The sequence below is a fragment of the Neorhizobium sp. PAMB6716 genome (genome assembly GCF_058242805.1).
In genome coordinates, this window is sequence record NZ_CM177835.1 from 1,890,195 (window position 1) to 1,916,474 (window position 26,280).

Sequence of the window (26,280 nt, forward strand, 5' to 3'; positions counted from 1 at the left end):
GAAGGGACGCTGAACCGCATCACCCGGCTTTCGAAATCTAGGGCAAGGTCTCTAACCAAGAGTGAAGGAAAAGCCTCAACTGCCTCTTTTTCTCAGATTTTCCTAATATGCACCCTCAAAGCATCGTGTTTGCCAGGCTTCATTGGCCGCATTTCCCCTCAACCGATGCATTTTACGCTTTACACACCGGGAGAATATGGTAATTCGCACCATGAAATGCCCTTGTAGCTCAGTTGGTAGAGCACCTGATTTGTAATCAGGGGGTCACGAGTTCGAACCTTGTCGGGGGCACCATTTCACCTTCCAATCCTTGCGCCGCATCACCTGCAGTTTAGCTTCTCGCAGGCGCCCTCAGGCCGTTCTTCGCATTGCAGGACGCAAGCACTTGTTCCCACCGCAGTTCTTCCTGTACCAAGGTGCTCCAGAAGAGGTGCGCCAATGTCGTTGAATTCCAATCATCTTTGCTTCATGGCATCCTCGGCGCCCGAAGCGCAGATGGCTCTGTCGGAACTGACCGGGCTTTACGGCAATGCCACCGTCGAGGAGGCCGATGTGATCATTGCGCTCGGCGGCGATGGTTTTATGCTGCAGACGCTGCACCAGACGATCAACAGCGGCAAGCGGATCTACGGCATGAACTGCGGTTCCGTCGGCTTCCTGATGAACGATTATCGCGTCGACCAGCTGCTTGAGCGCATCGACAACGCGCTGGAAAACGATTTTCATCCCCTACAGATGACAACGGTGAATGCCGACGGCACAAGCTCGGTGGCGCTTGCCATCAACGAGGTCTATCTGTTTCGCCAGTCCTATCAGGCGGCAAAGCTTCGAGTGACGATCGATGGCCATGTGCGGCTGTCTGAACTCATCTGCGACGGATTGATGATTGCAACGCCCGCCGGTTCCACCGCCTATAACCTCTCGGCCCACGGCCCGATCCTGCCGCTGGAGGCGCCGCTTCTGGCCATGACGCCGGTATCGGCCTTTCGCCCGCGCCGCTGGCGCGGTGCGTTGCTGCCGAACAAGGTGTGCGTCGAGATCGATATTCTCGAGCCGGACAAACGCCCGGTCAACGCGGTCGCCGACAATACCGAGGTGAAGGACGTGCTGCAGGTGCGCATTGCGCAATCGGATGCGCGCACCGCCCGCATTCTCTCCGACCCCGATCATTCCTGGTCGGAACGCATTCTGGCCGAGCAGTTTTCCGACTGAGAAGCCGCCGAAAACGAAAAACGGCGCGCCCCTTGCGAGTGGCGCGCCGTTTTGATGGCTCGGGAAAACCGCCTGTTAGTCGATATCGGCAACATCTGCACCGGCGCCGCCGCTGATGCGGTGGGCCAGGGCTGCTTCCATAAAGTCGTTCAGCTCGCCGTTCAAAACGCTATCCGGATCGGTGCTTTCCACGCCGGTGCGCAGGTCCTTGACCAGCTGGTAGGGCTGCAGCACGTAGGAGCGGATCTGGTGGCCCCAGCCGATTTCCGTCTTCGACGCGGCTTCGGCATTGGCTGCCTCTTCCCGCTTCTTCAACTCGACCTCGTAGAGGCGGGCGCGCAGCATGTCCCAGGCCTTGGCCTTGTTCTTGTGCTGCGACCGCTCCTGCTGGCACGACACCGCGATGCCTGTCGGAATGTGCGTGATGCGCACGGCCGAATCGGTGGTGTTGACGTGCTGGCCGCCGGCACCCGACGACCGGAACGTATCGATGCGGCAATCGCTCTCGTTGATCTCGATATTGATGGAATCATCCACCACAGGATAAACCCAGATCGATGAGAACGAGGTGTGGCGGCGGGCGTTCGAATCATAAGGCGAGATGCGCACCAGGCGGTGAACGCCCGATTCGGTCTTCATCCAGCCATAGGCATTGTGGCCCTTGACCAGAATGGTCGCGGACTTGATGCCGGCCTCGTCGCCGTCGTGCACTTCGAGCAATTCAACCTTGTAGCCGGAACGCTCGGACCAGCGGGTGTACATGCGCAAGAGCATGTTTGCCCAGTCCTGGCTTTCGGTTCCGCCGGCGCCCGAATGCACTTCCACATAAGTGTCGTTGCCATCGGCTTCGCCTGACAGCATGGCTTCCACCTGCCGACGCGAGGCTTCAGACCGCAGGGCTTTCAGCGCATCCTCGGCTTCGCGAACGATGGCGTCATCGCCCTCTTCCTCGCCAAGCTCGATCAGCTCGATATTGTCCTTCAGGCGCTGCTCGAGCGCTTTGACGCCGGCAATCGAATCGTCCAGCTGCTGACGCTCGCGCATCAGCTTCTGCGCTTCGGCAGCGTCATTCCAGAGGGAGGGATCCTCTGCCTTGTTGTTCAACCAGTCCAGTCGTCTTACCGCCTGATCCCAGTCAAAGATGCCTCCTCAGCAGGCTTATGGCCTGCTTGATTTCGTCGACAATGTTCAGGGTTTCATTGCGCATCGTGTGTGCTTCGTCCTTTCGGGGAAATTGCGCCGTGCATAGTGGCAGGCGCTGGCGAAGTAAACCCCGCACGCGCCCGTGAGGCCCATGCGGGAGATGTTGATCCAGAGATCAGAAAAGTCCGCCGGCGCCTGATGTCACGGCCTGTTGGGCCTGCGGCGATGTCTTGAGGATTTCCTCAGGCGGCAGCTGGTCGCCCATGCCGATGACCGAAAGCGAATCGGCAGGGCCGGTGCCCGGCTTGAAGGCTTCGATGATCGTATCCGGCTCGCCCTCATAGGCAAACATGCCGGTCTTGCGGTTGACCGGAATAAGCTGCATGCCATCGGGCACGATGAACTTGCTCGGTGCCGTCACCTTGGCGGCCTGGGCCAGAAAATCGCCAAAGATCGGAGCTGCCAGGCCACTGCCGGTGCCGGCGCGGCCAAGCGGGGCCGGCGTATCGAAACCGACATAAAGACCCGCCACCAGATCCGGCGTGAAGCCAACGAACCAGGCGTCCTTTTCATCATTGGTGGTGCCGGTCTTGCCGGCGACGTCGCGATCCTTGACCGGGATTTTTCCAGCCGCCGTGCCGCGCGTGACCACACCTTCCATCATTGACGTGATCTGGTAGGCCGTCATCGGGTCGAGCACGCGCTCGCGGTTGTCGACCAGCGTCGGCTCACCCTGGTTTGCCCACTGGCTGAAATTGCAGCCCTCGCAGCCGCGTTCCTCATGACGGAAAATGGTCTTGCCGTAACGGTCCTGGATGCGGTCGACCAGTGTCGGCTTGATCTGCTTGCCGCCATTGGCAATGACGGAATAGGCCGAGACCATGCGCAGCACCGTGGTTTCGCCCGAACCCAGCGACATGGCGAGAACCGGAAGCATCTTGTCATAGATGCCAAAACGCTCGGCATATTCGGCCACGAGATCCATGCCCATGTCCTGCGCCAGACGAACGGTCATCTGGTTGCGGGATTTTTCGATACCAAGACGCAGCGTGGAGGGACCGGCACTGTCGCCGCCATAGTTTTCCGGACGCCAGACCTGACCGCCCGAGACCATTTCGATCGGGGCATCGAGAATGACCGAGGCCGGCGTATAGCCGTTATCCAGCGCTGCCGAATAGACAAAGGGCTTGAACGAAGACCCTGGCTGGCGCATCGCCTGGGTCGCACGGTTAAACTCTGACTGGCCGTAGGAGAAACCGCCGACCATGGCCAGAACGCGGCCGGTATGCGGGTCCATCACCACCATGCCGCCCTGCACTTTTGGCGGCTGGCGCAGCCGGAATTTGCCGGTCTTGCCTTCGATGGCTTCCACATAGACAACATCGCCGGGCTTCAGCACGCCATCGGGTGATTTCGCCGTCTTGCGCTCGCCCTTGGCATCACGATAGGCCCATTTCATTTCATCGGCGGGGATCTGGCCGCGCACACGATCGTCGGCCACCTTGCCGGCAACGGTTGCAGGCTGAAGGCCGATATCGACACCGGTTGCCGAGACGGCGGTGACCACCGCAAGCTGCCATTCCGGCACGTCACGCAGCGGCGACATCTTGGCAAGATCCGGCCCCCAGTCACCGGTGACGGCAATCGTCGAGACCGGCCCGTGGAAACCGCGGCGCTGGTCATATTCCACCAGACCGTGCTGGAGTGCCGCGCGCGCCATGATCTGCATCTGCGGGTCAAGCGAGGTGCGGACCGAAAGGCCACCCTCGTAGAGGGCCTTTTCGCCGTATTTGCCGATGATCTGGCGACGGACTTCCTCGGAGAAATAATCCGATGCAAAGAGCGAGGAGCCACCGCGGCGCAGCTTGACGCCGAGCGGCTGGGCCTTGGCTTCGGTCGCATCGCCAACGGTGATGTAGCCATTCTCGGCCATGCGGTCGATGACCCAGTTGCGGCGCTCGAGCGCTGCCTTTTCATGACGGAACGGATGGTAATTGGCGGGACCCTTCGGCAACGAGGCCAGATAGGCGGTCTCGGCAATCGTCAGTTCCGTCACCGACTTGTCGAAATAGGTCAGCGCTGCACCGGCGATGCCATAAGCATTAAGGCCGAAAAAGATCTCGTTCAGATAAAGCTCGAGGATCTTGTCCTTCGAATAGGTCTGCTCGATGCGGAAGGAAAGGATCGCTTCCTTGACCTTGCGGTCGATGGTCTGGTCAGCCGACAGAAGGAAGTTCTTGGCCACCTGCTGCGTGATGGTCGAGGCGCCCTCCGGACGACGACCGGAACCGATGTTCTGGACGTTGTTGACGACTGCGCGCGCCAGACCCCAGAAATCGACGCCCGGATGATTGTAGAAGTTCTTGTCTTCCGCAGAGAGAAAAGCCGCCTTGACACGATCCGGAATGGCCTGGATCGGCAGGAACAGCCGCTTTTCGCGGGCATATTCGGCCATCAGCGCGCCGTTGCCGGCATGCACACGCGTGGCGACCGGCGGCTCATAGGAGGCCAGAACTTCGTAATTGGGCAAGTCCCTGGATACGCCGCCGAGATAAACGGCAGCGACGGCGGCCACCACGAGGAACCCCGCGCAGGCCAGTCCGAAAAGGTATCCAAGCAATCTGATCATCAGCAGCTACCGCTTTAATATCGTCTGGCGCACAACAGCACCATCTCATGTTTCGAGGCGTTTTGCACGGGCGGCCTTGCAAGCGCAAGCCTGAAGCCGGGAAAACCGGGCTGTCGCCGGTCTCTGTCAATCCCCGTGCTACCGCTTGTCCCGTGTAACCGCTCGAATGTGAGGAAAGTAGGGCTCCAGCCTGCCTTTCACAGGCACGTGTTGGTGCAAGGCCTCGAAAAGCGCAATTTACCGCAGGCTGTAACATTGTGGGCACGCTCGCGCGCTGAAGGCTGCCGATCGGCGACTGTCAGCCGCCCCCCGCCACCGTCTCCGTCCGGTAGCGCATCACGGCGTCAACCATCCGATCCGCCACCTTCTGGCGCCATTCGGGATCAAGCAGAAGCGCCTCGTCGTCGGGATTGGAGAGGAAGCCTAGTTCCAGCAGGATGGACGGCATGTCCGGCGCGCGCAGCACCTGGAAACCGGCCTGCCGGTGCGGATTGTTGATGAGGCCGATCTGTCCGTCGAAGGATTTGACCACCCGTTCCGCCAGCGAAATCGAAAAGGCCTGGGTTTCCCGGCGTGCGAGATCGAGCAGGATATCGGCAATTTCCGGCGGCCCCCTTTCGATGGAATAACCGGCAAGCTGGTCGGACAGGTTTTCGCGCGCTGCAAGCGCTGCCGCCATGCGGTCAGAAGCGGTATCGGAGAGCGTGTAGACGGTTGCGCCGCGAATGTTCTTCTGGCCGAGCGTATCGGCATGCAGGGATATGAACAGGTCCGCCCCGCCCTGGCGCGCCAGCGTCACCCGTTCGGACAAAGACAGGAAGGTATCGCTGTCGCGGGTGAGAAACGCCTTGACGCCTGTCTGCTGGTTGAGGCGGTCGGCCAGCGTATTGGCGAAGGCGAGCGTGATCTCCTTTTCAGGCGTCTTCGATTTCGCCCCCATGGCGCCGGTATCGATGCCGCCATGGCCCGCGTCGACAGCAATGGTAAAGACGCCATCGGTTGCCGGATCCTTTGCCGTGGCGCCAAGGCCCTGCAGGGCGGAATTGGATAGCGACTGGCCCCATTTCTGCTGGGATACGAGATCCGCAAAGGCCTTTGGCGTGGTCATCTCTGCGTCAAGCACGAGGCGGAAACCATGGCCCTCGTTCTTTTGCACTTCGGCAAGCACCAGGCGCACCGGGCGGATGCCGGTAAAGACGATGCGCGCACTCCCCTGCCCCATCGTGCCGTAACGGATGTCCTTGAAGAGCCCGCGCGGCGCAAGATCTTCGGCTGGAAAGCCGAAGGCTGTGGCCGGCAGGTCGATGACGATCCGCTCCGGCCCCGCGACATAATGGGCGGTAAATTCCGGCTTGCCGTCGAAATCGATCACCACGCGCGTGCGGGCATCGTCTCCGGCAATGCGGGCGCTGAAGGCGAGCAGATTTTCGCCCGGTTTCGTTTCGGCTTCGGTTTCGCTGGCGCGCGCCATGAAGGGCATGAGCAACGCCAGAGACACGGTCAGCGCAAAGGCCACGGCAAGGCATGCAGCGCAGAACCGGCGAGGCCATTGCACAGAGCCACGGGAAAACACCGGCGGTACAACCGTCTGGATTGCTGTCGAAAGCCGTATCATTCGCCCTGCCGTTCCCCTCTTGCCGAACCTCTTGCTCGCCCCTGCCCGATGATCGCTGCGGCCCTGCCTTGCCTTGCCGTCCGCGCCAGCCAGGCAACGACCGATTCGCCACGCGGATCCCGCTGCGGGATGGTCCGCAACCGCCCGCCCGTTCGTCCGGTCACGGCACTGCCCTTTTCACGTCTGGCTTAAGGCGCGCAAATTGATCCATAATAAGGCAGAACCGGCTTTGCCCTTGCTATTGTGACGGATAAAACATACAAGGGTTATGAGGGTTTAAGTGTCGACGGGATAGTATGTTGATAGGCTGCCAGCAAGTTAGTTCTGGCGCCGGAGACCGACAGACATCCGCCGTCTCTACATTTGGCCTGAAACTCTATATGAACCGGCGGTGGCCGGAGACAGTACCGGATGGTTCGCCATCCACGCTCATCGGGAGCAAATTCATCGGACCCCTGGTCGGGTCTATTGTATCGTCTTTCTCGTCTGGTCTTTGATGTCGCGGCACGGATTGCATAAACTGGAACAGCGGAGGGAGCCGATGGCTCCGGTCGGCGTCCGGTTGATCCCTTCGCCGAGGCTGCCGACGGGAATATTCTTATCCGGCGCCCTGTACGCGACGCACGATCGGCCTGTCCTTGTGATGCGCCCCTCTGCCTCTGCGCGTCCGCGCCGAGGAGCAGAACTTTCATGGCAGACAAAATGCTTATCGACGCGTCTCACGAAGAGGAGACACGCGTAGTCGTCGTTCGGGGAAACCGGATCGAGGAATTCGACTTCGAGTCGCAGCACAAGAAGCAGATACGCGGCAACATCTATCTGGCCAAAGTGACCCGCGTCGAGCCGTCACTGCAGGCCGCCTTCGTGGATTACGGCGGCAACCGCCACGGCTTCCTCGCTTTTGCGGAAATCCATCCGGACTATTACCAGATCCCGCTCGCCGATCGCCAGGCGCTGATGCAGGCCGAGGCCGAAGACCAGCGCCGCCATCCGGATTTTGATTCGGCAGATCCGATCGTTGATCTCTCCAAGGAAGACCAGCCGGATATCGGCATCGTTGCCCAGGTGGACGCCGCTCTCGGATCCGAAACGCCGGAGCCTGCGACGACGGAAGTCGTTGAGGCCGTATCGGAGGTTTCCGAACCGGCTGCCGAGGAAAAGCCCAAGGCAAAGCCCCGCCGCAGCCGTTCGCGCAAGAAGCCGGCCGCAGACGAAATTGCAGACGCCGGCGAAGCAGCAGCTGACGCTGCCGACGCGCAGATTGCCGCCGTTGGCAGTGACGACGACACCACGCCGGATACGATGGCCGCCATGGTGGAAACCGACGCCATTTCCGAAGACGTGTCCGACCGTCGCAGCCGCGATGACGATGATGACGACGACGATGACGACAATCACGAAAAGGAAGTGATCGAATCGGTCGGCGCCGAAGATGCGATGGAAGAGGTTCCGGATCGCGTCTACCGCAAGCCGCGCAAGCAGTACCGCATTCAGGAAGTCATCAAGCGCCGGCAGATCCTGCTGGTGCAGGTGGCCAAGGAAGAACGCGGCAACAAGGGTGCGGCCCTCACCACCTATCTGTCGCTGGCCGGTCGTTATTCTGTCCTGATGCCGAACACGGCGCGGGGCGGCGGCATTTCGCGCAAGATCACCCAGCCGACGGACCGCAAGCGTCTGAAGGAAATCGCCCGCGAGCTGGAAGTTCCGCAGGGCATGGGCGTTATCCTGCGCACCGCCGGTGCCAACCGCACCCGCGTCGAGATCAAGCGCGACTTCGAATATCTGATGCGCCTGTGGGAAAACGTGCGCACGCTGACGCTCGCCTCCATGGCGCCGTGCCTCGTTTATGAAGAAGGCTCGCTGATCAAGCGCTCGATCCGCGACCTCTATAACAAGGACATTTCCGAGATCGTGGTGTCCGGCGAAGAAGGCTATCGTGAAGCGAAAGACTTCATGAAGATGCTGATGCCGAGCCATGCCAAGGTGGTTCAGCCCTACCGCGACCTGCATCCGATCTTTGCCCGTTCGGGCATCGAGGCGCAGCTGGACCGCATGCTGCAGCCGCAGGTGACGCTGAAGTCCGGCGGTTACCTGATCATCAACCAGACCGAAGCGCTGGTGGCGATCGACGTCAACTCGGGCCGTTCGACCCGCGAGCATTCCATCGAGGAAACCGCGCTGCAGACCAATCTGGAGGCCGCCGAAGAGGTTGCCCGCCAGCTGCGCCTGCGCGACCTTGCCGGCCTTGTCGTGATCGACTTCATCGACATGGAAGAGAAGCGCAACAATCGCTCCGTCGAAAAGCGCCTGAAGGATTGCCTGAAGAACGACCGCGCCCGCATCCAGGTCGGCCGCATCTCGCATTTCGGCCTTCTCGAAATGTCGCGCCAGCGTATCCGTGCCAGCGTTCTGGAATCCACGACGCAGATCTGCTCGCATTGCGGCGGAACCGGCCATGTGCGCTCGCAGTCTTCGGTTGCCCTGCATGTCCTGCGCGGCGTCGAGGAATATCTGCTGAAGAACACCACGCACGACATCACCGTGCGCACCACGCCCGATATCGCGCTTTATCTTCTGAACCAGAAGCGCGGCTCCGTGGTGGATTATGAAAAGCGTTTCGGCGTTTCCATCTTCATCGAATCGGATGCCGGCGTGGGTGCAGCCCACTTTGCCATCGATCGTGGCGAGCCGGTGGAAAACCCGGTTCGCATCGAAAGCCTGATGCAGTTTGCGACCCTTCCCATTGAGGATGAGGATGACGACTACATCCCCGAGGTAGACGAGGAAGAGGAAGACGATGTGGTTGTGGCAGCACCTGCTGCGGCGGCCGCAACGGCTGCAGTCTCGCAGGAAGCGCGTGGCGAGGACGATCAGAACGGTCGCAAGCGCAAGCGCCGCCGTCGTCGTCGCAACCGCGATCGCAACGGCGCCGAGCTTCCGCAGTCTGCCAGCGACGAGGCTGAAGGCGACGAAGACGACACGGACGAGGACGATGCAACCGACGCAGGCGAAGGTGCTGGCGAGCGTGCAGAAGCTGGCGAAACCAGCCTGAACGACACCGAAGAAGGCCAGCGCCGCAAGCGCCGCCGTCGTGGCAAGCGTGGCGGTCGCCGCAATCGCAGCGACGAAGACGAAAACGGCGTTTCCGCGGATGGTGACGACACGACTGGCGAAGAGGGTGGCGAAGACACCGGCGGTGAAGCCGATGACGCAGTGTCCGCAACCGAAACGCCCGCGGATGCCACCATCGCTGTAGAAGCCGCAGCGGAAGCCGTTGAACAGCCGGTTGCAGACGTTGGAGTCGCAGTGCCGGAAGCAAAGGTTGCCAAGCCGCGCCGCAGCCGCAAGGCAAAGGTCGTCGAGGCCGCGCCGGATGAGGTAGCGGTTGCCGAAGCTCCAGCTTCTGCCGCCGTCGAGGAAGTACCTGCGGAAACACCGGCTGCCGTTGAAGCGGAAGCCCAGCCTGTTGCAGAGCCTGCAGCGGTTGCAACGGCTGAGACCCCACGCGATGAGCCCGCTGCCGAAGCGGCTCCCGCCCCGGTCGACACCACATCCGCCGAGGACGGCGAGGCCGATCAGAGGCCTGCCCGCGCCAATCGCGCCTCCACCATCACGGCCTCCGAGCCGGTGATCAAGTCGGCCGCTTCTCCGGAAGGCGATAGCGATCCGTCAAAGCCCAAGAAGGGCGGCTGGTGGCAGCGCCGCGGTTTCCTTTGAGAAACCGGACAGATTGAAAAGACGAGACGGCCGCGCATCCCGCGGCCGTTTCCTTTGGTGGATGCACTGCTGTCGCTGCCATACACAGATGTGAGTTTGTCTAAGGTGCGATCAGGCATTATGGTTCGATCGATTGCAGGCCACAGACAGACGCCGGTGCGATTCGTCCTGCGCGCTCGCGCGGCCCTTTGATGAAATTTTAAAGACGAGGACAGACATGAAGCCCTTTTCCAAGACGCTCGCTGCGCTCCTGATCGCCGGCACTGCCATCGTTCCTTTCGCGGGCGCAGCCGTTGCGCTGGATGACCAGCAGAAACAGGAAATGGGCGCCTTCATCCGCGAATATCTGATCGCCAATCCGGAAGTGATGCTGGAAGTGCAGGATGCGCTGGAGAAGAAGCAGCAGGAGGCGCGCATCTCGCAGGCCTCCAACGGCATCGAGGCCAATCGCCAGGCGATCTATTCCACCCCGAGCGATATCAGCGTGGGCAATCCAAAGGGCGATGTCACCGTGGTCGAGTTCTTCGATTACAATTGCGGCTACTGCAAGCGGGCGCTGTCGGACATGGAAGAGATCCTGTCAGAAGACAAGAATGTCCGCTTCATCCTCAAGGAATTCCCCATTCTCGGGCCTGATTCGATGGCAGCCCATCGCGTGGCAAACGCCGTGCGCCTGACGGCGCCGGAAAAATATGCCGAGTTCCACCGCACCCTGCTTGGTGGGCAGGACCGCGCTACGGAAGCCTCGGCGATTGCCGTTGCTGCCTCGCTCGGAATTCCGGAAAAGACCTTGCGGGCCTCCATGGCGAAAAACCCGAACGATGCGCAGGTGCGCGACACCTATGCGCTCGCCAACAATCTCGGCATCACCGGCACGCCCTTCTATGTCGTCGGCAACGAGGCCGTGTTCGGTGCCGTTGGCCATCAGGAGCTTTCGGAGAAGATTGCCAACATCCGCGCCTGCGGAAAGGCAACCTGCTGAGGCGTCCGTCCTGCTTCGAAAATAGGCCTGCCCCCCGGTTATCAACGGCTTTCGCGGCCGGGGGCTTTCCCTTGGGCGCTGGCCGGTCTATAGGTGGCGCTGATTTTCTGACGGGTATTCCATGATCAAAACAATCTTCGTTCTCAACGGGCCGAACCTCAACATGCTGGGCAAGCGCGAACCCGGCATTTACGGCGGCAAGACGTTGAAGGACATCGAAGAGGATTGCATCGCGGCAGGCGAAACGCTCGGCTTTTCGGTCGAATGTTTCCAGAGCAATCATGAGGGCGTGCTGGTCGACAGGCTGCATGAGGCCAATGACCGTGCTGTCGGCGTGGTTATCAATCCCGGCGCCTACGGCCACACCTCGATTGCCCTGCATGATGCGATCCGCGCCATTTCCGTGCCGGTCGTGGAAGTGCATATTTCCAACATCCATGCGCGCGAGGAATTCCGTCATAAATCCATGATCGCGGCGGCCGCCAAGGGAATGATCTGCGGATTGGGCCCGGGCGGTTACGTGTTGGCCTTGCATGCCCTGCGCGACATCACCAGCTAAGAACAACAGAACATATAGGTTGACCATGTCTGAGAAGAAAACCGGTATCGACAAGGGGTTGATCCGCGATCTGGCGAACATCCTCAAGGATACCGATCTCACGGAAATCGAAGTGCAGCAGGACGAGTTGCGCATCCGCGTGTCGCGCAACATTCCCGCCGCACAGTATGTGCAGGCCGCAGCGCCGCAATATGCCGCAGCACCTGCAGCCGCCGCACCGGCCGCAGCAGCCCCCGCCGAAGCCGTGAAGGATCGCAGCAACGCCGTTGCCGCACCCATGGTCGGCACGGTCTACCTGTCGCCGGCCCCCGGCTCGCGTCCTTTTGTCGAAGTCGGCGCGATGGTCAAGGAAGGCCAGACGCTGCTGATTATCGAAGCCATGAAGACCATGAACCAGATCCCCGCGCCGCGTTCCGGCAAGGTGACGGAAATCATCGTCAGCGACGGCCAGCCTGTCGAATATGGCGAACCGCTCATCGTGATCGAATAAGGCAGATCCATGATCTCCAAGATTCTCATTGCCAACCGCGGCGAAATTGCACTGCGCGTCCTGCGCGCCTGCAAGGAACTCGGTATTGCGACCGTCGCCGTCCACTCGACGGCCGATGCAAACGCCATGCACGTGCGCCTTGCCGACGAAAGTGTCTGCATCGGTCCGCCGCCCTCGCGTGACAGCTATCTGAACATCCACCAGATCGTTGCCGCCTGCGAAATCACCGGCGCCGATGCCGTCCACCCCGGTTACGGCTTCCTTTCGGAAAACGCCAAGTTCGCCGATATCCTCGACGCACACGGCATCACCTTCATCGGACCGACGGCGGAACATATCCGCCTGATGGGCGACAAGATCACCGCCAAGAAGACGGCGGTCGAGCTTGGCATTCCGGTTGTGCCGGGGTCCGATGGTGAAGTGCTTCCGGAAAACGCGCTGGAAATCGCCCGTCAGATCGGCTTCCCGGTCCTGATCAAGGCCACCGCCGGCGGTGGTGGCCGCGGCATGAAGGTTGCCAAGACCGAGGCCGAACTGGAAGAGGCCGTGTCGACCGCCCGTTCCGAAGCGCTTGCCGCCTTCGGCAATGACGCCGTCTACATGGAAAAATATCTCGGCAAGCCGCGCCATATCGAAGTGCAGATCGTCGGTGACGGCGAAGGCAACGCCATTCATCTCGGCGAACGCGACTGCTCGCTGCAGCGGCGTCACCAGAAGGTCTGGGAAGAAGCAAACTCCCCTGCCCTCAACGTCGAACAGCGCATGAAGATCGGCCAGATCTGCGCCGACGCGATGAAGAAGATGAAGTACCGGGGCGCCGGCACGATCGAGTTCCTCTACGAAAATGGCGAGTTCTTCTTCATCGAGATGAACACCCGCCTGCAGGTGGAGCACCCGATCACCGAGGCAATCACCAATATCGACCTGGTGCACGAGCAGATCCGCGTCGCTTCCGGCGCCGGCCTCTCCGTGACCCAGGAAGAGATCGTCTTTTCCGGCCATGCCATCGAATGCCGCATCAATGCCGAGGATCCGCGCACCTTCGTGCCGTCTCCGGGCACGATCACGCATTTCCATGCGCCGGGCGGTCTCGGCGTTCGCGTCGATTCAGGCGCTTATGCCGGCTACAAGATCCCGCCCTATTACGACAGCCTCATCGGCAAGCTGATCGTGCATGGACGCACCCGCGTCGAATGCATGATGCGTCTGCGCCGCGTGCTGGACGAGTTCGTCGTGGACGGTATCAAGACGACGCTTCCGCTGTTCCAGGACCTCGTTTCCAACCAGGATATCGCCAATGGCGATTATGATATCCACTGGTTGGAAAAGTACCTGGCAGGCGATAAGCCCGAAGCCTAACTATGGCAGGGCGGCGCGGCAGATATTATCCAGCCATTACCCCGGATGTTCTGCTGCGCGCCTATTCCATCGGCCTGTTTCCCATGGCCGAATCGGCTGATGATCCGGAGATTTTCTGGGTCGAGCCGGAACTGCGCGGCATCCTGCCGCTCGACGCTTTTCATGTGTCACGCAGCCTGCAGAAGGCAATCAAGCACTCCACCCTCACCATCCGTGTCGATACAGCCTTCGAGTCCGTGATGGCTGGCTGTGCAGCAGAAGCGCCTGACAGGCCAAGCACCTGGATCAACGCCACCATCCGCACGCTCTACACGGAATTGCATCGCATGGGCCACGCCCATAGCGTGGAAGCATTCGAGGGGGATGAACTGGTGGGCGGGCTTTACGGCGTCTCGCTTGGCAGTGCCTTCTTCGGCGAAAGCATGTTTTCGCGCCGCACCAACGCCTCCAAGATCTGCCTCGTCCATCTGGTGGACCGGCTGAAGGCCAAGGGCTTTCGCCTTCTCGATACGCAGTTCACCACCGAACACCTGAAGACCTTCGGCGCAATCGACGTGCCGAAGGCGGACTATCTGAAACTTCTGGCCGGCGCGATGGAAGGCGAAACGCTGCGGTTTTAGGGGTAAAGCCCTGTGTCCCGCAGCGGCAATGCCGCCTTAGTTTGTCGTCAGATCCGCCGTCTCGCCAAAACCGATGATCAGCTTCGGGCTCGACATGTCGCCGCTCTCCTCATCCACCTGCACGGAATAGGCGGCAACGCCGATATGGCGGGCGGACATGGCAGTGGCGATCTTTTCCGCGGATGCAGCGCTGGAGGCCTGGCGCATTTCGCCCGGCACGATATGGCCGCGGTTCTTCTTGAACGGCAGGACGATGAATTTTTCAGCGAGTGGCATGGCAAAGGCTCCGGTGGCGTCCCACGATAATCTTCATCATCGCATATATCCAATGACGACGCGCAGGGAATAAGTGAGATTTGGGGCCTTACTTGCGTGCGGCAGCCGGTGGCGGAACGTCAGACGTCTTTTTGCAGCCGGTCAGCCACACGTCATAGATCGGGTGTTCGACTGCATTCAAACCGGGGCTATCGGCAAACATCCAGCCGGTAAAGATGCGGCGGATTTTTCGGTCGAGCGTGATCTCATCGACCTCAACGAAACCGTCGATCCGCTGCGCCTCGCTGTCATCGCGTGAATAACACACCTTCGGTGTCACCTGCAGCGCGCCATATTGCACCGTCTCGTTCACATAGACGTCGAACTTGGTGATGCGGCCTGTGATCTTGTCGATGCCGGAAAATTCCGCCACCGGGTTTTCCAGCCGCGCGGCAGAGGCAGGCATCATGCCGGACAGCAAGGTCGCCCCCACAGTCAGGCTGAGAAGCAGCGGTCGAAGGAAATTCTGTCGCATCGGCGATCTCACCACGATTTAAAACCTGTCCCGACAAGTAACCGGGGCAGGCATGGGTTATGCCGCAAATGTGGCGCGAAGGCGGAGAAAGAAAAGGTCAGCCGCCGGGTGTCCAGGCGTCATAGTCGCCGGTGACGCGCGGACGCTCGCCGGTTGCCTCGAGCGAGCCCTTGGGACGATAGGCGAGCGGCGAACCGGTCATGTTGGGCACATGCGACTTCTGCCATTCGCGGGCCACATAGGTTTCCTTGCTCGGGGCTATATCCGTGCGGTGATGCATCCAGCCATGCCAGCCGGGCGGAATCGCGGAGGCTTCCGCATATCCCTTGTAGATCACCCAGCGCTTCTGCAGGCCATAGGAGGACATGGGGCCCTCATAATAGACATTGCCCAACTCGTCTTCGCCGACGCGCGTTCCCTTGCGCCAGGTAAAGAAGCGGGTGCCCATTGTCTGGCCATTCCACCAGGTGAAGATTTGCAGGAGGAGATTTTTCATGCTTTTTTCCAACGTCCTCGCGAGAGACAAGGAATGTTTCCTTGATCTGCTTATGCAATCTCGCACCGTCGATGTCCAGTGGTTCGGCGGCCGCGCACTCTTATTTGAGCTTCATCTTGAAGCCGATATGGGTGCGGGTAAACCCTTCCCGTTCATAGAAACGATGCGCATCGGTGCGCGCTGCATTGGAGGTCAGCTGCAGCAGCCGGCAGTCGCGGCGACGGGCTTCCTGCTGCGCATGGTCCATCAACGCCCGGCCAATGCCCTGCCCGCGGCAGTCGGCACGCGTGTGGACCGCCTCCACCTGCGCATCCATCGCGCCTCGCCCGCGCAGCGTGCGCAGAAACGTCATCTGATAGGTCGCAACGATCTCGCCGTTGCGTTCGGCCACAAACAGCTGCTCCTGTGGCGCCTGATCGATCACATGAAAGGCGCGCAGATAATCCTCGAACGCACTCGGATCGACGGTATCGCCATGCGAGCCGACCGTATCCTCCGCCAGGAGATGAATGAGTTGGGGAAGATCCTCTTCCCGGGCCTTGCGCACTACAAAATCCTCGGCAGTCATTCGCACTCTCCTCCAGTTCCGAATACTGCTCAGATCTTATCCCGTCGGGTGGCGCACCTCCACCCCTCATCTGGCATAACAAGCATTTAGCCGAACGGTTGCCCGGCCCTGCTCATCTTGCCAGCGGCTTTTCCATGATCACGGCTTCGATACCGCTGTCTGCACCGCCGCAGTTTTTCGTGCGATCGACCTCGATGAAACCGAGGCGGCTGTAGAAGGCGATGGCGCGCACATTGCGTGGCTCCACTTCCAGTCGCATGATTTCCGCGTCGGGAAAGCAGGTCTCCAGCTCGGCAAAGATATCCCGACCGATGCCTTCGTTCTGGCAGGAGGGGCGCACGTAAAGCTGATGCAGCATGGCGGTCTTCGTCATCTTCGGCGACATCGCCGCATAACCGACACCACCAAGCTTGCGCCCGTCATCGGCCACCAGAAACTCGCCGTCGCGCTTGCCGATCTGTGCCTTGATGTCCGCCGCCGAATGCCAGGTCGTGGTCAGTTCAGCCACCTTTGCACTGCCATAAAAGCCGTCATAGGTGGCATGCCAGGTTTCGCGCAGCAGGGCGCGGATTGCCTCCACATCCTGCTCGCCGGCGGTGCGTACAAAAAACACCATGTCTTTTATCTCTCCTCAAACGACAACACCGGCCACGCGACAGGCGCGGACCGGTGCTGTGGAACGGCTTCAAACAGCCCCGAAACAGCGTTGATCAGTCTTCAAGCCCGAGCTTTGCCTTGACCAGCGCCTGCACGGCCTGCGGGTTGGCCTTGCCACCCGTTGCCTTCATCACCTGCCCGACAAACCAGCCGGCAAGCGTGGGCTTTGCCAGCACCTTGGCGACCTGATCAGGGTTTGCGGCAATGATCTCGTCCACGGCCTTTTCGATGGCGCCAGTATCGGTCACCTGGCGCATGCCACGGCTCTCGACGATTTCGGCGGGATCGCCGCCTTCGGTAAAGACGATCTCGAACAGGTCCTTGGCGATCTTGCCGGAAATGGTTTCCGACTTGATGAGATCGATGATGCCACCGAGCTGGGCCGGGGAAACGGGAGTCTCTTCAATGCCTTTGCCGGCTTTGTTCAACGCGCCGAGCAGGTCGTTGATCACCCAGTTCGCCGCCGTCTTGCCATCGCGGCCGGCAGCCACGGCTTCAAAATAATCGGCAATCGACTTTTCCGAAACCAGCACCGAGGCATCGTAAACCGACAGGCCAAGCTCGGCCACGAAACGCGCCTTCTTGTCATCGGGCAGTTCCGGCAGGTCCTTCTTCAGGGCCTCAACAAACGAATCATCAAACTCAAGCGGAAGCAGATCAGGATCGGGGAAGTATCTGTAATCATGCGCATCTTCCTTGGAGCGCATGGAGCGCGTCTCGCCCTTGTTCGGGTCGAACAGACGGGTTTCCTGGTCAATGGAGCCGCCGTCCTCAAGGATCGCGATCTGCCGGCGTGCCTCGTATTCGATGGCCTGGCCGATGAAGCGGATGGAGTTGACGTTCTTGATCTCGCAGCGCGTGCCAAACCCTTCGCCCGGACGGCGCACGGAAACGTTGACGTCGGCGCGCATGGAGCCCTCGTCCATGTTGCCATCGCAGGTGCCGAGATAACGCACGATGGAGCGCAACTTGGTCATATAGGCCTTGGCCTCGTCCGAGGAGCGCATGTCGGGCTTCGACACGATTTCCATCAGCGCCACGCCCGACCGGTTGAGATCCACATAAGACATGGTCGGATGCTGGTCATGCATGGACTTGCCGGCATCCTGTTCCAGGTGCAGACGCTCGATGCCGATTTCGATATCCTCGAAATTGCCCTGGCGATCCGGTCCGAGCGAAATCACGATCTGGCCTTCGCCGATGATCGGATCCTTGAACTGCGAGATCTGGTAGCCCTGCGGCAGGTCGGGATAAAAATAATTCTTGCGGTCGAAGATCGAGCGGTTGTTGATCTTAGCCTTCAGGCCCAGGCCGGTGCGCACGGCCTGGGCCACGCATTCTTCGTTGATCACGGGCAGCATGCCGGGCATGGCGGCATCGACCAGCGACACATTGGCGTTTGGCGCCTTGCCGAACTCGGTGGAGGCGCCGGAAAACAGCTTGGATTTAGACAGCACCTGCGCATGCACTTCCATGCCGATGATGACTTCCCAATCGCCGGTGGCACCGGGAATGAAGCGTTTCGGATCAGGCGTGCGAACATCGACAAGGGTCATGGAAAAAGCTCTTCATGCGGACTGTTTGAAGTCTTTGTCAGGTAGAGCAAATGAGGCAGGCGTGCAAGCTTTCCCGCTTTTGAACGGCACCAGCCCGGCCTCAATTGCAGGCTTCAGAACTCGCGCCCGTAGCCTTCAGCCTCCGGCGCCACCAGTTGCTTGGACATGCCGACCGATTGCACATCCTGGTCAAGCTTTGGCGCATAGGCGACCGACAGCCAGTTCACGGCATATCCGTTTCTTTCAAAAAAGGTCACGGCATCCGTATTGTGGGCATGCGTTTCGAGCCTTGCGGTGGCAAACCCCTGGTGGACGATTTCCTTTTCCACCTCGCCGATCAGGGTTGCCCCAAGGCCGCGGCGCTGATGATCCGGGTCGATCCAGAAATCGCTGATCGTTTCGTCCAGCCCCTCGCGCGCCGCCCAGCCGGCCACGACGCCATTGTCCTCGATGACGGTGATGGTGAGCCAGGATGACCGGACGAAATTGGAAAAGGCGGACGATGCGCTTTCCTGCAGCACATCGCTGCCGCCGATGGCGCCCATGGCCTGCGCCCAGGCGCGCAACCCGATCTCAGTCAATAACTCGGCCTCGTCTTCCCGGGCATTGCGAATGGTCAGCATGGCAGCCTCTGTGTGACGACAGGATTAGACCATCGCATCGCGGCAATTCCAAGAGGCACCACCGACCAACCGCTTGATTGCCGGTTGCTTTCCCGGTAATTCTTAAGCGTCAACAGGAGTTTTGATGTCCAATTCGTCCGAGTCCCGGTATGGGGCAGCCTGAGAGCCCATCTCTCACGGCCGCCCGATGATCACGAAGCCCCGGCGCAGCCTTTGCGTCCGGACCCGTTTTCATGCGTCCCCACGGGACCTTTCGGACTTCACGACTATGGACATTTCCCGCGCCGAACAGCGCATTCTCCACCTGCTCGCCCAGGGCGGCAGGATCGAACTCATCCGCAACGACAACCGCAAGATCGAGACCGTGCGCTTGCTGACCCGCGAAGGCTGGGCCTTCTCCGGCCTCGACCTCATCACCTTCCGCAAGCTGAAGCAGAAAAAGGCCATTTCCTCTCGCAGCGGCCAGCCTTACCGCATCACCGAACGCGGCCTGGTTCTGGTGCGCTCCGAGCAGGATAACCGATAGAGCAATGGGCCGGCGCAAAGGCAAAGCAAAGCGTCGGCCCTTTGCCTTTCGGCCATGGCTGCGCTATTGTTAGACCATGGCGAAACTTCGCAAAAGTTCAGCACAAACAGATACAGCGCCACCGACCGAAAAGCCGGTGACGCCGGAGCAATATGCTGCCTGGAAAGAGGCAAAAATTCGCGCCGCGCTTGCTGAAGCTGACAATCGTTCCACGCTGATACCGGCTTCCGATGTCTGGGAGCAGTTTGGCTTTGAACGTTAGGTTCACACCGCAAGCACTGGCCGATCTGATCGACATCCATCGCTATATTGCCGAGACCGATGAGCCGACGGCAGACCGGATCCTGTCTCGCATACGCCAGGTGACCGTCATGCTGGAAAGCTTCCCCGTATTGGGACGGGAAGGCAGTGTCGAGGGAACGCGTGAGTTTGCTATTCCCGGGCTTCCTTACACCATCGTGTATCGCTTAGCCTCGGAGGCGGATCTCGACATTCTGACTGTCATCCACCAGCGCAAACTCTATCCGCCCGTACGGAATTGAACGTCGGCCAGACACCAACGCTCACCCCAGCGCCCTCTCCATATGCACCTTCTCCAGTTCCGTGCCGGCGCTTCTGGAAAACTCCATGCCGCGCCAGACGATGCGAAAGCCCGCGCGCTCATAGAGCCGGATCGCGCCTGAATTGGTGGCATGCGTGTGGATGGTAACGCGGGAAATGCCTTCGCTCCGCATGCGCAAGAGCAGATGATCGGTCATAGAGCGGCCGATCCCTATCCCTTGGCTTTCAGGATGCACCCACAGGTCGGAGATGTGGTTTCTCTCCCTATTCAGCGCCGTCCAGCCGACGACCTTCCCGTCCTGTTCGGCAACGGTGACCAGATCCTGTGCTTCTGCCGGAAAGGCATCAAAGGCACGGCGCACGTGGTCGATCACCGCATCGGTCGGCCGCTGAACGCTCCAGGCATCGCTGCTTATCCACGCGGAAAAACCGATCTCTGCGACCGCCCGGTGATCGGCGGCCGCCATCAAGCGGATGGTGAGCTTCGTTACCACCACTTCGCCGGCGAAAACGTGCCGGCGGCCTGTTCGATGACATGCGCCGTCTTGAACAGCGTTTCTTCCTCGAACGGCTTGCCGATCAGTTGCAGGCCAAGCGGCAGCCCCTTGTGATCAAGCCCTGCCGGCACCGAAAGCCCGGGAAGGCCCGCCATGTTGACGGTGATGGTAAAAACGTCCTGCAGGTACATTTTCACCGGATCGGCCGCCAGTTCCTTGTCGCCGATGGCAAAGGCCGAGGACGGGGTGATCGGCGCCAGAACCGCATCGACGCCCTCATGGAAGACATTCTCGAAGTCGCGCTTGATCAGCGTGCGCACCTTCTGCGCCTTCAGGTAATAGGCGTCGTAATAACCGGCAGACAGCACATAGGTGCCGATCATGATGCGGCGCTTCACTTCCTTGCCGAAACCGGCTGCACGCGTCTTCTCGTACATGTCGGCAATATCCTTGCCGTCGACGCGAAGGCCGTAACGCACGCCGTCATAACGGGCCAGGTTGGACGAGGCTTCAGCGGGCGCCACGATATAATAGGCCGGCAGCGCGTATTTGGTGTGCGGTAGCGAGATGTCGACGATTTCGGCACCGGCATCCTTCAACCACTGCATGCCCTGCGCCCAGAGCTTTTCGATCTCTTCCGGCATGCCCTCGACGCGATATTCGCGGGGAATGCCGATCTTCATGCCCTTCAGCGACTGGCCGAGCGACGCCTCGTAATCCGGCACCGGCAGATCGACGCTGGTCGAATCCTTCAAATCCACGCTTGCCATGGATTTAAGCAGGATCGCGGCATCGCGCACGTCGCGCGCAATCGGCCCGGCCTGATCGAGCGAGGAGGCATAGGCGGCAATGCCCCACCTTGAGCAGCGACCATAGGTGGGCTTGATGCCGACGGTGCCGGTAAAGGCAGCGGGCTGACGGATGGAGCCGCCGGTATCGGTGGCGGTGGCACCGGCACAGAGGCGCGCGGCAACGGCTGCCGCCGATCCGCCGGACGAGCCGCCCGGCACCAGCTTCTCGTCAGATCCCTCAGCCTTCCAAGGGTTCACCACCGGGCCGTAATAGGAGCTTTCGTTGGACGAGCCCATGGCGAACTCGTCCATGTTGAGCTTGCCCAGCATTACGGCCCCGTCGTTCCACAGGTTCTGCGTCACGGTCGATTCGTATTTCGGCTTGAAGCCATCGAGAATGTGGCTGGCAGCCTGGGTGTGGACGCCTTCAGTCGCAAAGAGGTCCTTCACGCCAAGCGGAATGCCTTCCAGCGCTCCGGCCTTGCCGGCGGACAAGCGCTCGTCGGAAGCCTTGGCCATGGCAAGCGCCTGGTCGGGCGTCACCGCCACATAAGCGTTCAGCGCGCCATTGGCCGCGTCGATGGCGGACAGGTAGCTCTGCGTCAATTCTACAGCGGAAATGTCACGGCTCTTCAGGCGGTCGCGGGCGGCGGCAATGGAAAGGCTGGTCAGGTCGGTCATGATGTTTTCAAGGCTCGTTCGGGTGCGGAGGGAGGCTGGAAAGGCGTGAGAGGACGCGCTTATTCGACAACCTTGGGCACGAGGAAAAAGTTCTGGTCGGCACCGGGGGCATTGGCCACCACGTCATCGGCCTTGTCGCCATCGGTCACCGCATCGACACGCTTGCGCATGGTAATCGGCGTCACCGACGTCATCGGCTCGACGCCCGACACATCCACTTCCGAAAGCTGCTCGACGAAACCGAGAATGCCGTTCAGTTCACCCACCATACGCTCTGCCTCCTCATCGGTGACGGCAATGCGGGAGAGGCGCGCGACGCGCTTGACGGTGGCTAGATCGACGGACATCAGTTTTCTCCGGATGGAATTTCCCTCCCGCTATAATGTCCCGCTCCGGCCTTCGCAACGGGTTTGGCCGCATCCCTGCACCTCGAAGCCCTTAGAAACGCAAAAGGCGACGGCAAGCCCGCGCCTGCCACCGCCTTCAGCAATCCTCAGGTCAAAAATCAGAACGACAGGGTCGTGCCGACCTTCGGCGCTTCGACGCGGGTCTTCAGGCCTTCCATGCCCTTCACGAACTTTTCCGGCGTCTGGTCGATGATCGGGAAAGTGCCGTAGTGGCAGGGAATGGCGTGCTTGAAATCGAAGAAACGCTGGCAGGCAAGGGCTGCGACGGCACCGCCCATGGTGAAGCGGTCACCGATCGGCACGAGGCCGATATCGGGCTGGTGCAACTCGTTGATCAGGCCCATGTCGGTGAAGATGTCGGTGTCGCCCATATGAAGCAGCGAGGATTCCCCCTCGAAATGCAGCATCAGGCCGTTGGCATTGCCCAGCGCATGCGACACGCCGTCTTCGGTGATCTGCGCCGAGGAATGCAGCGCCTGGGTAAAGGTCGCTGTGAAATTGCTAAAGCCGACGGTGCCGCCGGTATTGCCCATCTCGATCTTCTGCACGCCCTTGGAACCGAGCCAGGCTGCAAGATCCGCGTTGGCCAGCACCACGGCACCGGTCTCGGCGGCAAGAGCGATCGTGTCACCGACATGGTCGCCATGGCCGTGGGTGAGAAGAATATGGGTTACGCCGTCGGCGACATCCTTGCGGTCAAGATCGGCGAAGGAAGCATTGCCGGTGAGAAAGGGATCGATGAGGATTTTTGCATCCTGGATTTCGATCTTGAAGGCGGAATGGCCAAGCCAGGTGATCTTCATGAAAAACTCCTCTTTCTGCTAAAATCGGATTAGGTGTGGGAGACAAAGCACGGATCGATAATCTGGGGGCACCTGCACATTACGCAAGGGGCTCGCGCCCGGATCTGCTTTACCCCGCACGGGATAGCACATAGGCAATCCGGCCATAAATAAAAGCGGCGGATGCGATTCCCCCGCTCAAAGGACAAAGGAAACGGCATGGCGGTTTTGACGATAGAGGAACTGGCGGTCCATCTTCAGCCCGGACAGGCGGTCGCCGGTCTCGACCTCGGCACAAAAACCATTGGCCTCTCCATGTCGGATCTCGGCCTGCATTTTGCCTCGCCACGCCCGGTGCTAAAACGGGTGAAATTCACCCAGGATGCCGTGACGCTTCTTGCCTTTGCCGAAAAGGAAAAGGTGGCGGCCTTCATCATTGGCCTGCCGACGAACATGGATGGTTCAGCCGGACCGCGTGTCCAGGCCACCCGCGCCTTCGTACGCGCCATGAGCGAAAAAACAGACATCCCGTTTGTTTATTGGGACGAGCGGCTGTCGACGGTGGCTGCCGAACGGGCGCTTTTGGAAATGGATGTGTCGCGGGCCAAGCGCAAGGAGCGCATCGATTCGGCCGCCGCAAGCTTCATCCTTCAGGGGGCTCTAGACAGGCTGTCGTCGCTGCGGGCGGCATCGACGGCCAACTGACGCGCCCGCCACCAGGCGGCAATCTGCTTACGCTTACGGAAGGCAACGATCGACAGCACGATCAGGCTGTCGACAGCAATGGCACGCGCCACCAGCGGCGGCAGGTTTTCCGGCGGAATGCCGAGCACGTTGCCATAGATCTGGAACACCAGGTCATGCGTCTGGCGTGTCAGCATGAAGAAGCCAAAGCTCATGTCGTAATAGGACAGGCCGTACCAGGCGCCAAGCAGCAGCACGGGGCCGGCCCAGAGGATGAGAAACCACTTCATGCGGCCTGCCCTTTCATATTGAAATCGTTGGGTGCGAGATCATCGGCGGAAAGAAGCGCCCAGCGGATCGCCGCCATCAGCGTCAGCACCAGCGCCGGAACGGCGATATCGAGCGCCAGCGTGGCGAAAAACGCCAGCGACACCAGAAGCAGGCAGACACTGTAGAAACGGTTGGCGGCCAAGGGCGTTACGCTCGCGGATGGTTAACAATCTGTTAACGGCCAATGTAGGCCTTGCCGTGCCCTAAGCAACGCAAACCCCGCGACATGGTTAATCGCGGGGCGAAGACTGTGGACAACAGGGGTTTTGGAAGCCGGCAGGCTGGTCAGTTCGCCGCCGGATAAAGCAGGTCGACGATGTAGGAGGCATCAAAGCGCGAATCGAGCATGCCATAGGTGGCGCGCCAGCCGCCGGCGAGGCGCGTTTCGAGAAACGCATCGGCAATCTTGCCTGCACCCAGCCGGAACAGTTCGGCAGCACCGGCCGCCAGCGCCAACTGCTCGACCAGAAGACGCGAGGCACCCTCGTCGCGTTCGGCAAGCGCCATGGCGGCCCGCAGCACGTCGGTGGTCTTGCGCCCGCTCGGGCCGAGATCCCGCTCGATGCCTGCAAGAACCAGATCGAACAGATCCTTGCCGCGCCCGAGAACCCGGAGCACATCCAGCGCCATCACGTTGCCGGACCCTTCCCAGATGGCATTGACCGGGGCCTCCCGGTAATGGCGCGCCAGTGGGCGCTCTTCCACATAACCGTTGCCGCCAAGGCATTCCATCGCCTCGTAGATCAGCGATGGCGCAATCTTGCAGGTCCAGTATTTGATAACAGGCGTCATCACGCGGGCGTAAGCCGCATCGGTCGGGTTGCTGCCGGCCTTGTCGAAGGCTTCCGCCAGACGATAGGAGAGTGCCGTCGCAGCCGCCACATCGAGCGCCATGTCGGCGAGCACCCGCGTCATCAGCGGCTGGTCGATGAGGTTCTTGCCGAACACCGAACGGCCCCGGCAGTGATGCACCGCTTCGGCAAGCGAGGCGCGCATGATGCCGGAGGAAGCGAGCGCGCAATCGAGCCGTGTCAGCGTCACCATGTCGAGAATGGTGCGCACGCCGCCGCCAGGCTCGCCGAGCAGATAACCGAACGCATCGGTGAACTCGACTTCCGAAGAAGCGTTGGAGCGGTTGCCGAGCTTGTCCTTCAGCCGCTGGAACTGCAAGCCGTTGGCGGTACCGTCTTCCAGAAGGCGCGGCACGAGAAAGCAGCCGATGCCCTCATTGGTTTTGGCGAGCATGATGAAGCCGTCGCTCATCGGCGCCGACATGAACCATTTGTGGCCGGAGAGGCGGTAGACGCCCTCGCCCACGCGCTCGGCGGTGGAACGGTTGGCGCGCACATCGGTGCCGCCCTGCTTTTCCGTCATGCCCATGCCGATGGTGATGGCATTCTTCTGCATGGCAGGCCGGTTGGACGAATCATATTTGCGCGAGAGAACGCGCGGCGCCCATTCCTTGTGAACCCGCGGCGAAGCCATCATCGCAGCCACCGATGCGCTCGTCATGGTGAGCGGGCACAGATGCCCGCATTCCAGCTGCGATGTGAGATAAAAGCGGGCAGCGCGGGCGCGGTGCTGGGCATTGCGTGATTCGGGTGCGTTTTCCCAAATCGAGGAATTCAGCCCCGTTGCCATCGAGCGGCGCATCAGCGCGTGCCAGGCCGGATGGAATTCCACCGTGTCCAGCCGCTCGCCGCGCGGTCCGTGCGTCTTCAGCTTCGGCGGGCTTTCATTGGCCATCCGCGCCAGTTCCTGCGCCTCGGGCGAGGTGACGTAACGGCCGAGCACGTCGAACTCCTCGCGCACGGTGCGGTGCAGGCCGGCCGTCAGATCCACCATCAGCGGATCGGTGCGATAGGCGTTGATGCCGGACCAGAGGCTTGGCTGGTTCAGCTCGGATAAGGTGTCGTCGGTCCGGGTGATCTGATTCATAGGGTGCTTCTAATCGAATTTTTGGCAAATTGCATGGGGATCGGAATTTCTGGTCGCCTGCTCCGCT

28 protein-coding genes and 1 tRNA gene are annotated in these 26,280 nt (G+C 60.7%); 12 read left to right on the top strand and 17 right to left on the bottom strand.

Annotated features, from left to right (window positions below; translation table 11 throughout):
* Positions 1–218: 218 nt before the first annotated feature.
* Positions 219–294: transfer RNA gene (locus AC4CWH_RS09235), tRNA-Thr, on the top strand.
* A gap of 144 nt (positions 295–438) precedes the next feature.
* Positions 439–1,212 (top strand): NAD kinase, encoded by a 774-nt coding sequence (locus AC4CWH_RS09240; protein ID WP_491321287.1) that lies wholly within the window; start codon positions 439–441, stop codon positions 1,210–1,212.
* 75 nt (positions 1,213–1,287) lie between these two features.
* On the opposite strand, the gene prfB is transcribed toward AC4CWH_RS09240, so the two are convergent.
* From prfB to AC4CWH_RS09255, 3 genes are all read right to left on the bottom strand, one after another.
* Positions 1,288–2,419 (bottom strand): peptide chain release factor 2 gene (prfB, locus tag AC4CWH_RS09245; RefSeq protein ID WP_491281754.1). Its coding sequence is split into 2 segments (ribosomal slippage): positions 1,288–2,349 and positions 2,351–2,419, totalling 1,131 coding nucleotides; the frame shifts between segments, so codons are not numbered across the junction.
* A gap of 111 nt (positions 2,420–2,530) precedes the next feature.
* Positions 2,531–4,984: a penicillin-binding protein 1A gene (locus AC4CWH_RS09250; RefSeq protein WP_491321288.1), complete on the bottom strand. Its 2,454-nt coding sequence runs from the start codon at positions 4,982–4,984 to the stop codon at positions 2,531–2,533.
* 298 nt (positions 4,985–5,282) lie between these two features.
* A complete protein-coding gene (locus AC4CWH_RS09255; protein ID WP_491321393.1) occupies positions 5,283–6,464 on the bottom strand; it encodes an N-acetylmuramoyl-L-alanine amidase in 1,182 nt (393 codons plus the stop codon).
* Between the two features lie 825 nt (positions 6,465–7,289).
* Here AC4CWH_RS09255 and AC4CWH_RS09260 point away from each other — a divergent pair.
* From AC4CWH_RS09260 to aat, 6 genes are all read left to right on the top strand, one after another.
* Positions 7,290–10,316 (top strand): Rne/Rng family ribonuclease, encoded by a 3,027-nt coding sequence (locus tag AC4CWH_RS09260; protein ID WP_491321289.1) that lies wholly within the window; start codon positions 7,290–7,292, stop codon positions 10,314–10,316.
* A gap of 217 nt (positions 10,317–10,533) precedes the next feature.
* Positions 10,534–11,298: a DsbA family protein gene (locus AC4CWH_RS09265; protein WP_491321290.1), complete on the top strand. Its 765-nt coding sequence runs from the start codon at positions 10,534–10,536 to the stop codon at positions 11,296–11,298.
* A gap of 121 nt (positions 11,299–11,419) precedes the next feature.
* On the top strand, positions 11,420–11,857 hold the full coding sequence (gene aroQ, locus AC4CWH_RS09270; RefSeq protein ID WP_491281758.1) for a type II 3-dehydroquinate dehydratase: 438 nt from the start codon (positions 11,420–11,422) through the stop codon (positions 11,855–11,857).
* A gap of 25 nt (positions 11,858–11,882) precedes the next feature.
* Positions 11,883–12,347, top strand: coding sequence for an acetyl-CoA carboxylase biotin carboxyl carrier protein (gene accB, locus AC4CWH_RS09275; protein WP_491281759.1), 465 nt, complete (start codon positions 11,883–11,885; stop codon positions 12,345–12,347).
* 9 nt (positions 12,348–12,356) lie between these two features.
* Positions 12,357–13,706 (top strand): acetyl-CoA carboxylase biotin carboxylase subunit, encoded by a 1,350-nt coding sequence (gene accC / locus AC4CWH_RS09280; RefSeq protein WP_491281760.1) that lies wholly within the window; start codon positions 12,357–12,359, stop codon positions 13,704–13,706.
* A 2-nt stretch (positions 13,707–13,708) separates the two neighbouring features.
* The gene (aat, locus tag AC4CWH_RS09285; RefSeq protein WP_491321291.1) at positions 13,709–14,326 is read left to right on the top strand and encodes a leucyl/phenylalanyl-tRNA--protein transferase; all 618 of its coding nucleotides are present in this window, start codon (positions 13,709–13,711) and stop codon (positions 14,324–14,326) included.
* Positions 14,327–14,362: 36 nt separating this feature from the next.
* Here aat and AC4CWH_RS09290 read toward each other — a convergent pair whose 3' ends face one another.
* The 7 genes from AC4CWH_RS09290 to AC4CWH_RS09320 form a co-directional block, all read right to left on the bottom strand.
* Positions 14,363–14,602: a hypothetical protein gene (locus AC4CWH_RS09290; RefSeq protein WP_491321292.1), complete on the bottom strand. Its 240-nt coding sequence runs from the start codon at positions 14,600–14,602 to the stop codon at positions 14,363–14,365.
* Positions 14,603–14,690: 88 nt separating this feature from the next.
* The gene (locus tag AC4CWH_RS09295) at positions 14,691–15,128 is read right to left on the bottom strand and encodes a DUF2155 domain-containing protein (RefSeq protein ID WP_491321394.1); all 438 of its coding nucleotides are present in this window, start codon (positions 15,126–15,128) and stop codon (positions 14,691–14,693) included.
* 85 nt (positions 15,129–15,213) lie between these two features.
* The gene (locus AC4CWH_RS09300) at positions 15,214–15,612 is read right to left on the bottom strand and encodes an NADH:ubiquinone oxidoreductase subunit NDUFA12 (RefSeq protein WP_491281764.1); all 399 of its coding nucleotides are present in this window, start codon (positions 15,610–15,612) and stop codon (positions 15,214–15,216) included.
* A 100-nt stretch (positions 15,613–15,712) separates the two neighbouring features.
* Positions 15,713–16,180, bottom strand: coding sequence for a GNAT family N-acetyltransferase (locus tag AC4CWH_RS09305; protein ID WP_491281765.1), 468 nt, complete (start codon positions 16,178–16,180; stop codon positions 15,713–15,715).
* A gap of 112 nt (positions 16,181–16,292) precedes the next feature.
* Positions 16,293–16,793, bottom strand: coding sequence for a GNAT family N-acetyltransferase (locus AC4CWH_RS09310; protein ID WP_491321395.1), 501 nt, complete (start codon positions 16,791–16,793; stop codon positions 16,293–16,295).
* A 97-nt stretch (positions 16,794–16,890) separates the two neighbouring features.
* Entirely contained in the window at positions 16,891–18,393 is a 1,503-nt protein-coding gene (gatB, locus tag AC4CWH_RS09315; protein ID WP_491321293.1) for an Asp-tRNA(Asn)/Glu-tRNA(Gln) amidotransferase subunit GatB, read from the bottom strand.
* Positions 18,394–18,506: 113 nt separating this feature from the next.
* A complete protein-coding gene (locus tag AC4CWH_RS09320; RefSeq protein WP_491321294.1) occupies positions 18,507–19,016 on the bottom strand; it encodes a GNAT family N-acetyltransferase in 510 nt (169 codons plus the stop codon).
* Between the two features lie 268 nt (positions 19,017–19,284).
* Between AC4CWH_RS09320 and AC4CWH_RS09325 the strand changes: the two genes are divergently transcribed.
* From AC4CWH_RS09325 to AC4CWH_RS09335, 3 genes are all read left to right on the top strand, one after another.
* Positions 19,285–19,542: a YjhX family toxin gene (locus tag AC4CWH_RS09325; protein WP_491321295.1), complete on the top strand. Its 258-nt coding sequence runs from the start codon at positions 19,285–19,287 to the stop codon at positions 19,540–19,542.
* Between the two features lie 76 nt (positions 19,543–19,618).
* On the top strand, positions 19,619–19,804 hold the full coding sequence (locus AC4CWH_RS09330) for a hypothetical protein (protein WP_491321296.1): 186 nt from the start codon (positions 19,619–19,621) through the stop codon (positions 19,802–19,804).
* On the top strand, positions 19,794–20,084 hold the full coding sequence (locus AC4CWH_RS09335) for a type II toxin-antitoxin system RelE/ParE family toxin (protein ID WP_491321297.1): 291 nt from the start codon (positions 19,794–19,796) through the stop codon (positions 20,082–20,084). The genes AC4CWH_RS09330 and AC4CWH_RS09335 overlap by 11 nt, the downstream gene beginning before the upstream one ends.
* Positions 20,085–20,105: 21 nt before the next feature.
* Here AC4CWH_RS09335 and AC4CWH_RS09340 read toward each other — a convergent pair whose 3' ends face one another.
* From AC4CWH_RS09340 to AC4CWH_RS09355, 4 genes are all read right to left on the bottom strand, one after another.
* Positions 20,106–20,597 (bottom strand): GNAT family N-acetyltransferase, encoded by a 492-nt coding sequence (locus AC4CWH_RS09340; RefSeq protein WP_491321298.1) that lies wholly within the window; start codon positions 20,595–20,597, stop codon positions 20,106–20,108.
* Entirely contained in the window at positions 20,591–22,072 is a 1,482-nt protein-coding gene (gene gatA / locus AC4CWH_RS09345; RefSeq protein ID WP_491321299.1) for an Asp-tRNA(Asn)/Glu-tRNA(Gln) amidotransferase subunit GatA, read from the bottom strand. Before gatA ends, AC4CWH_RS09340 begins: the two co-directional genes overlap by 7 nt.
* Positions 22,073–22,131: 59 nt before the next feature.
* A complete protein-coding gene (gatC, locus tag AC4CWH_RS09350; RefSeq protein ID WP_491321300.1) occupies positions 22,132–22,419 on the bottom strand; it encodes an Asp-tRNA(Asn)/Glu-tRNA(Gln) amidotransferase subunit GatC in 288 nt (95 codons plus the stop codon).
* Between the two features lie 158 nt (positions 22,420–22,577).
* The gene (locus AC4CWH_RS09355; protein WP_491321301.1) at positions 22,578–23,282 is read right to left on the bottom strand and encodes a metal-dependent hydrolase; all 705 of its coding nucleotides are present in this window, start codon (positions 23,280–23,282) and stop codon (positions 22,578–22,580) included.
* A gap of 198 nt (positions 23,283–23,480) precedes the next feature.
* Here AC4CWH_RS09355 and ruvX point away from each other — a divergent pair, with 198 nt between their 5' ends.
* A complete protein-coding gene (gene ruvX, locus AC4CWH_RS09360; RefSeq protein WP_491321302.1) occupies positions 23,481–23,966 on the top strand; it encodes a Holliday junction resolvase RuvX in 486 nt (161 codons plus the stop codon).
* On the opposite strand, the gene AC4CWH_RS09365 is transcribed toward ruvX, so the two are convergent.
* The 3 genes from AC4CWH_RS09365 to AC4CWH_RS09375 form a co-directional block, all read right to left on the bottom strand.
* Positions 23,912–24,235 (bottom strand): DUF6105 family protein, encoded by a 324-nt coding sequence (locus AC4CWH_RS09365; protein ID WP_491321303.1) that lies wholly within the window; start codon positions 24,233–24,235, stop codon positions 23,912–23,914. The genes ruvX and AC4CWH_RS09365 overlap by 55 nt on opposite strands.
* Positions 24,232–24,417, bottom strand: a complete 186-nt coding sequence (locus AC4CWH_RS09370; RefSeq protein WP_491281777.1) for a hypothetical protein — start codon at positions 24,415–24,417, stop codon at positions 24,232–24,234. The genes AC4CWH_RS09365 and AC4CWH_RS09370 overlap by 4 nt, the downstream gene beginning before the upstream one ends.
* A gap of 143 nt (positions 24,418–24,560) precedes the next feature.
* A complete protein-coding gene (locus tag AC4CWH_RS09375; protein WP_491321304.1) occupies positions 24,561–26,213 on the bottom strand; it encodes an acyl-CoA dehydrogenase family protein in 1,653 nt (550 codons plus the stop codon).
* Positions 26,214–26,280 lie beyond the last annotated feature (67 nt).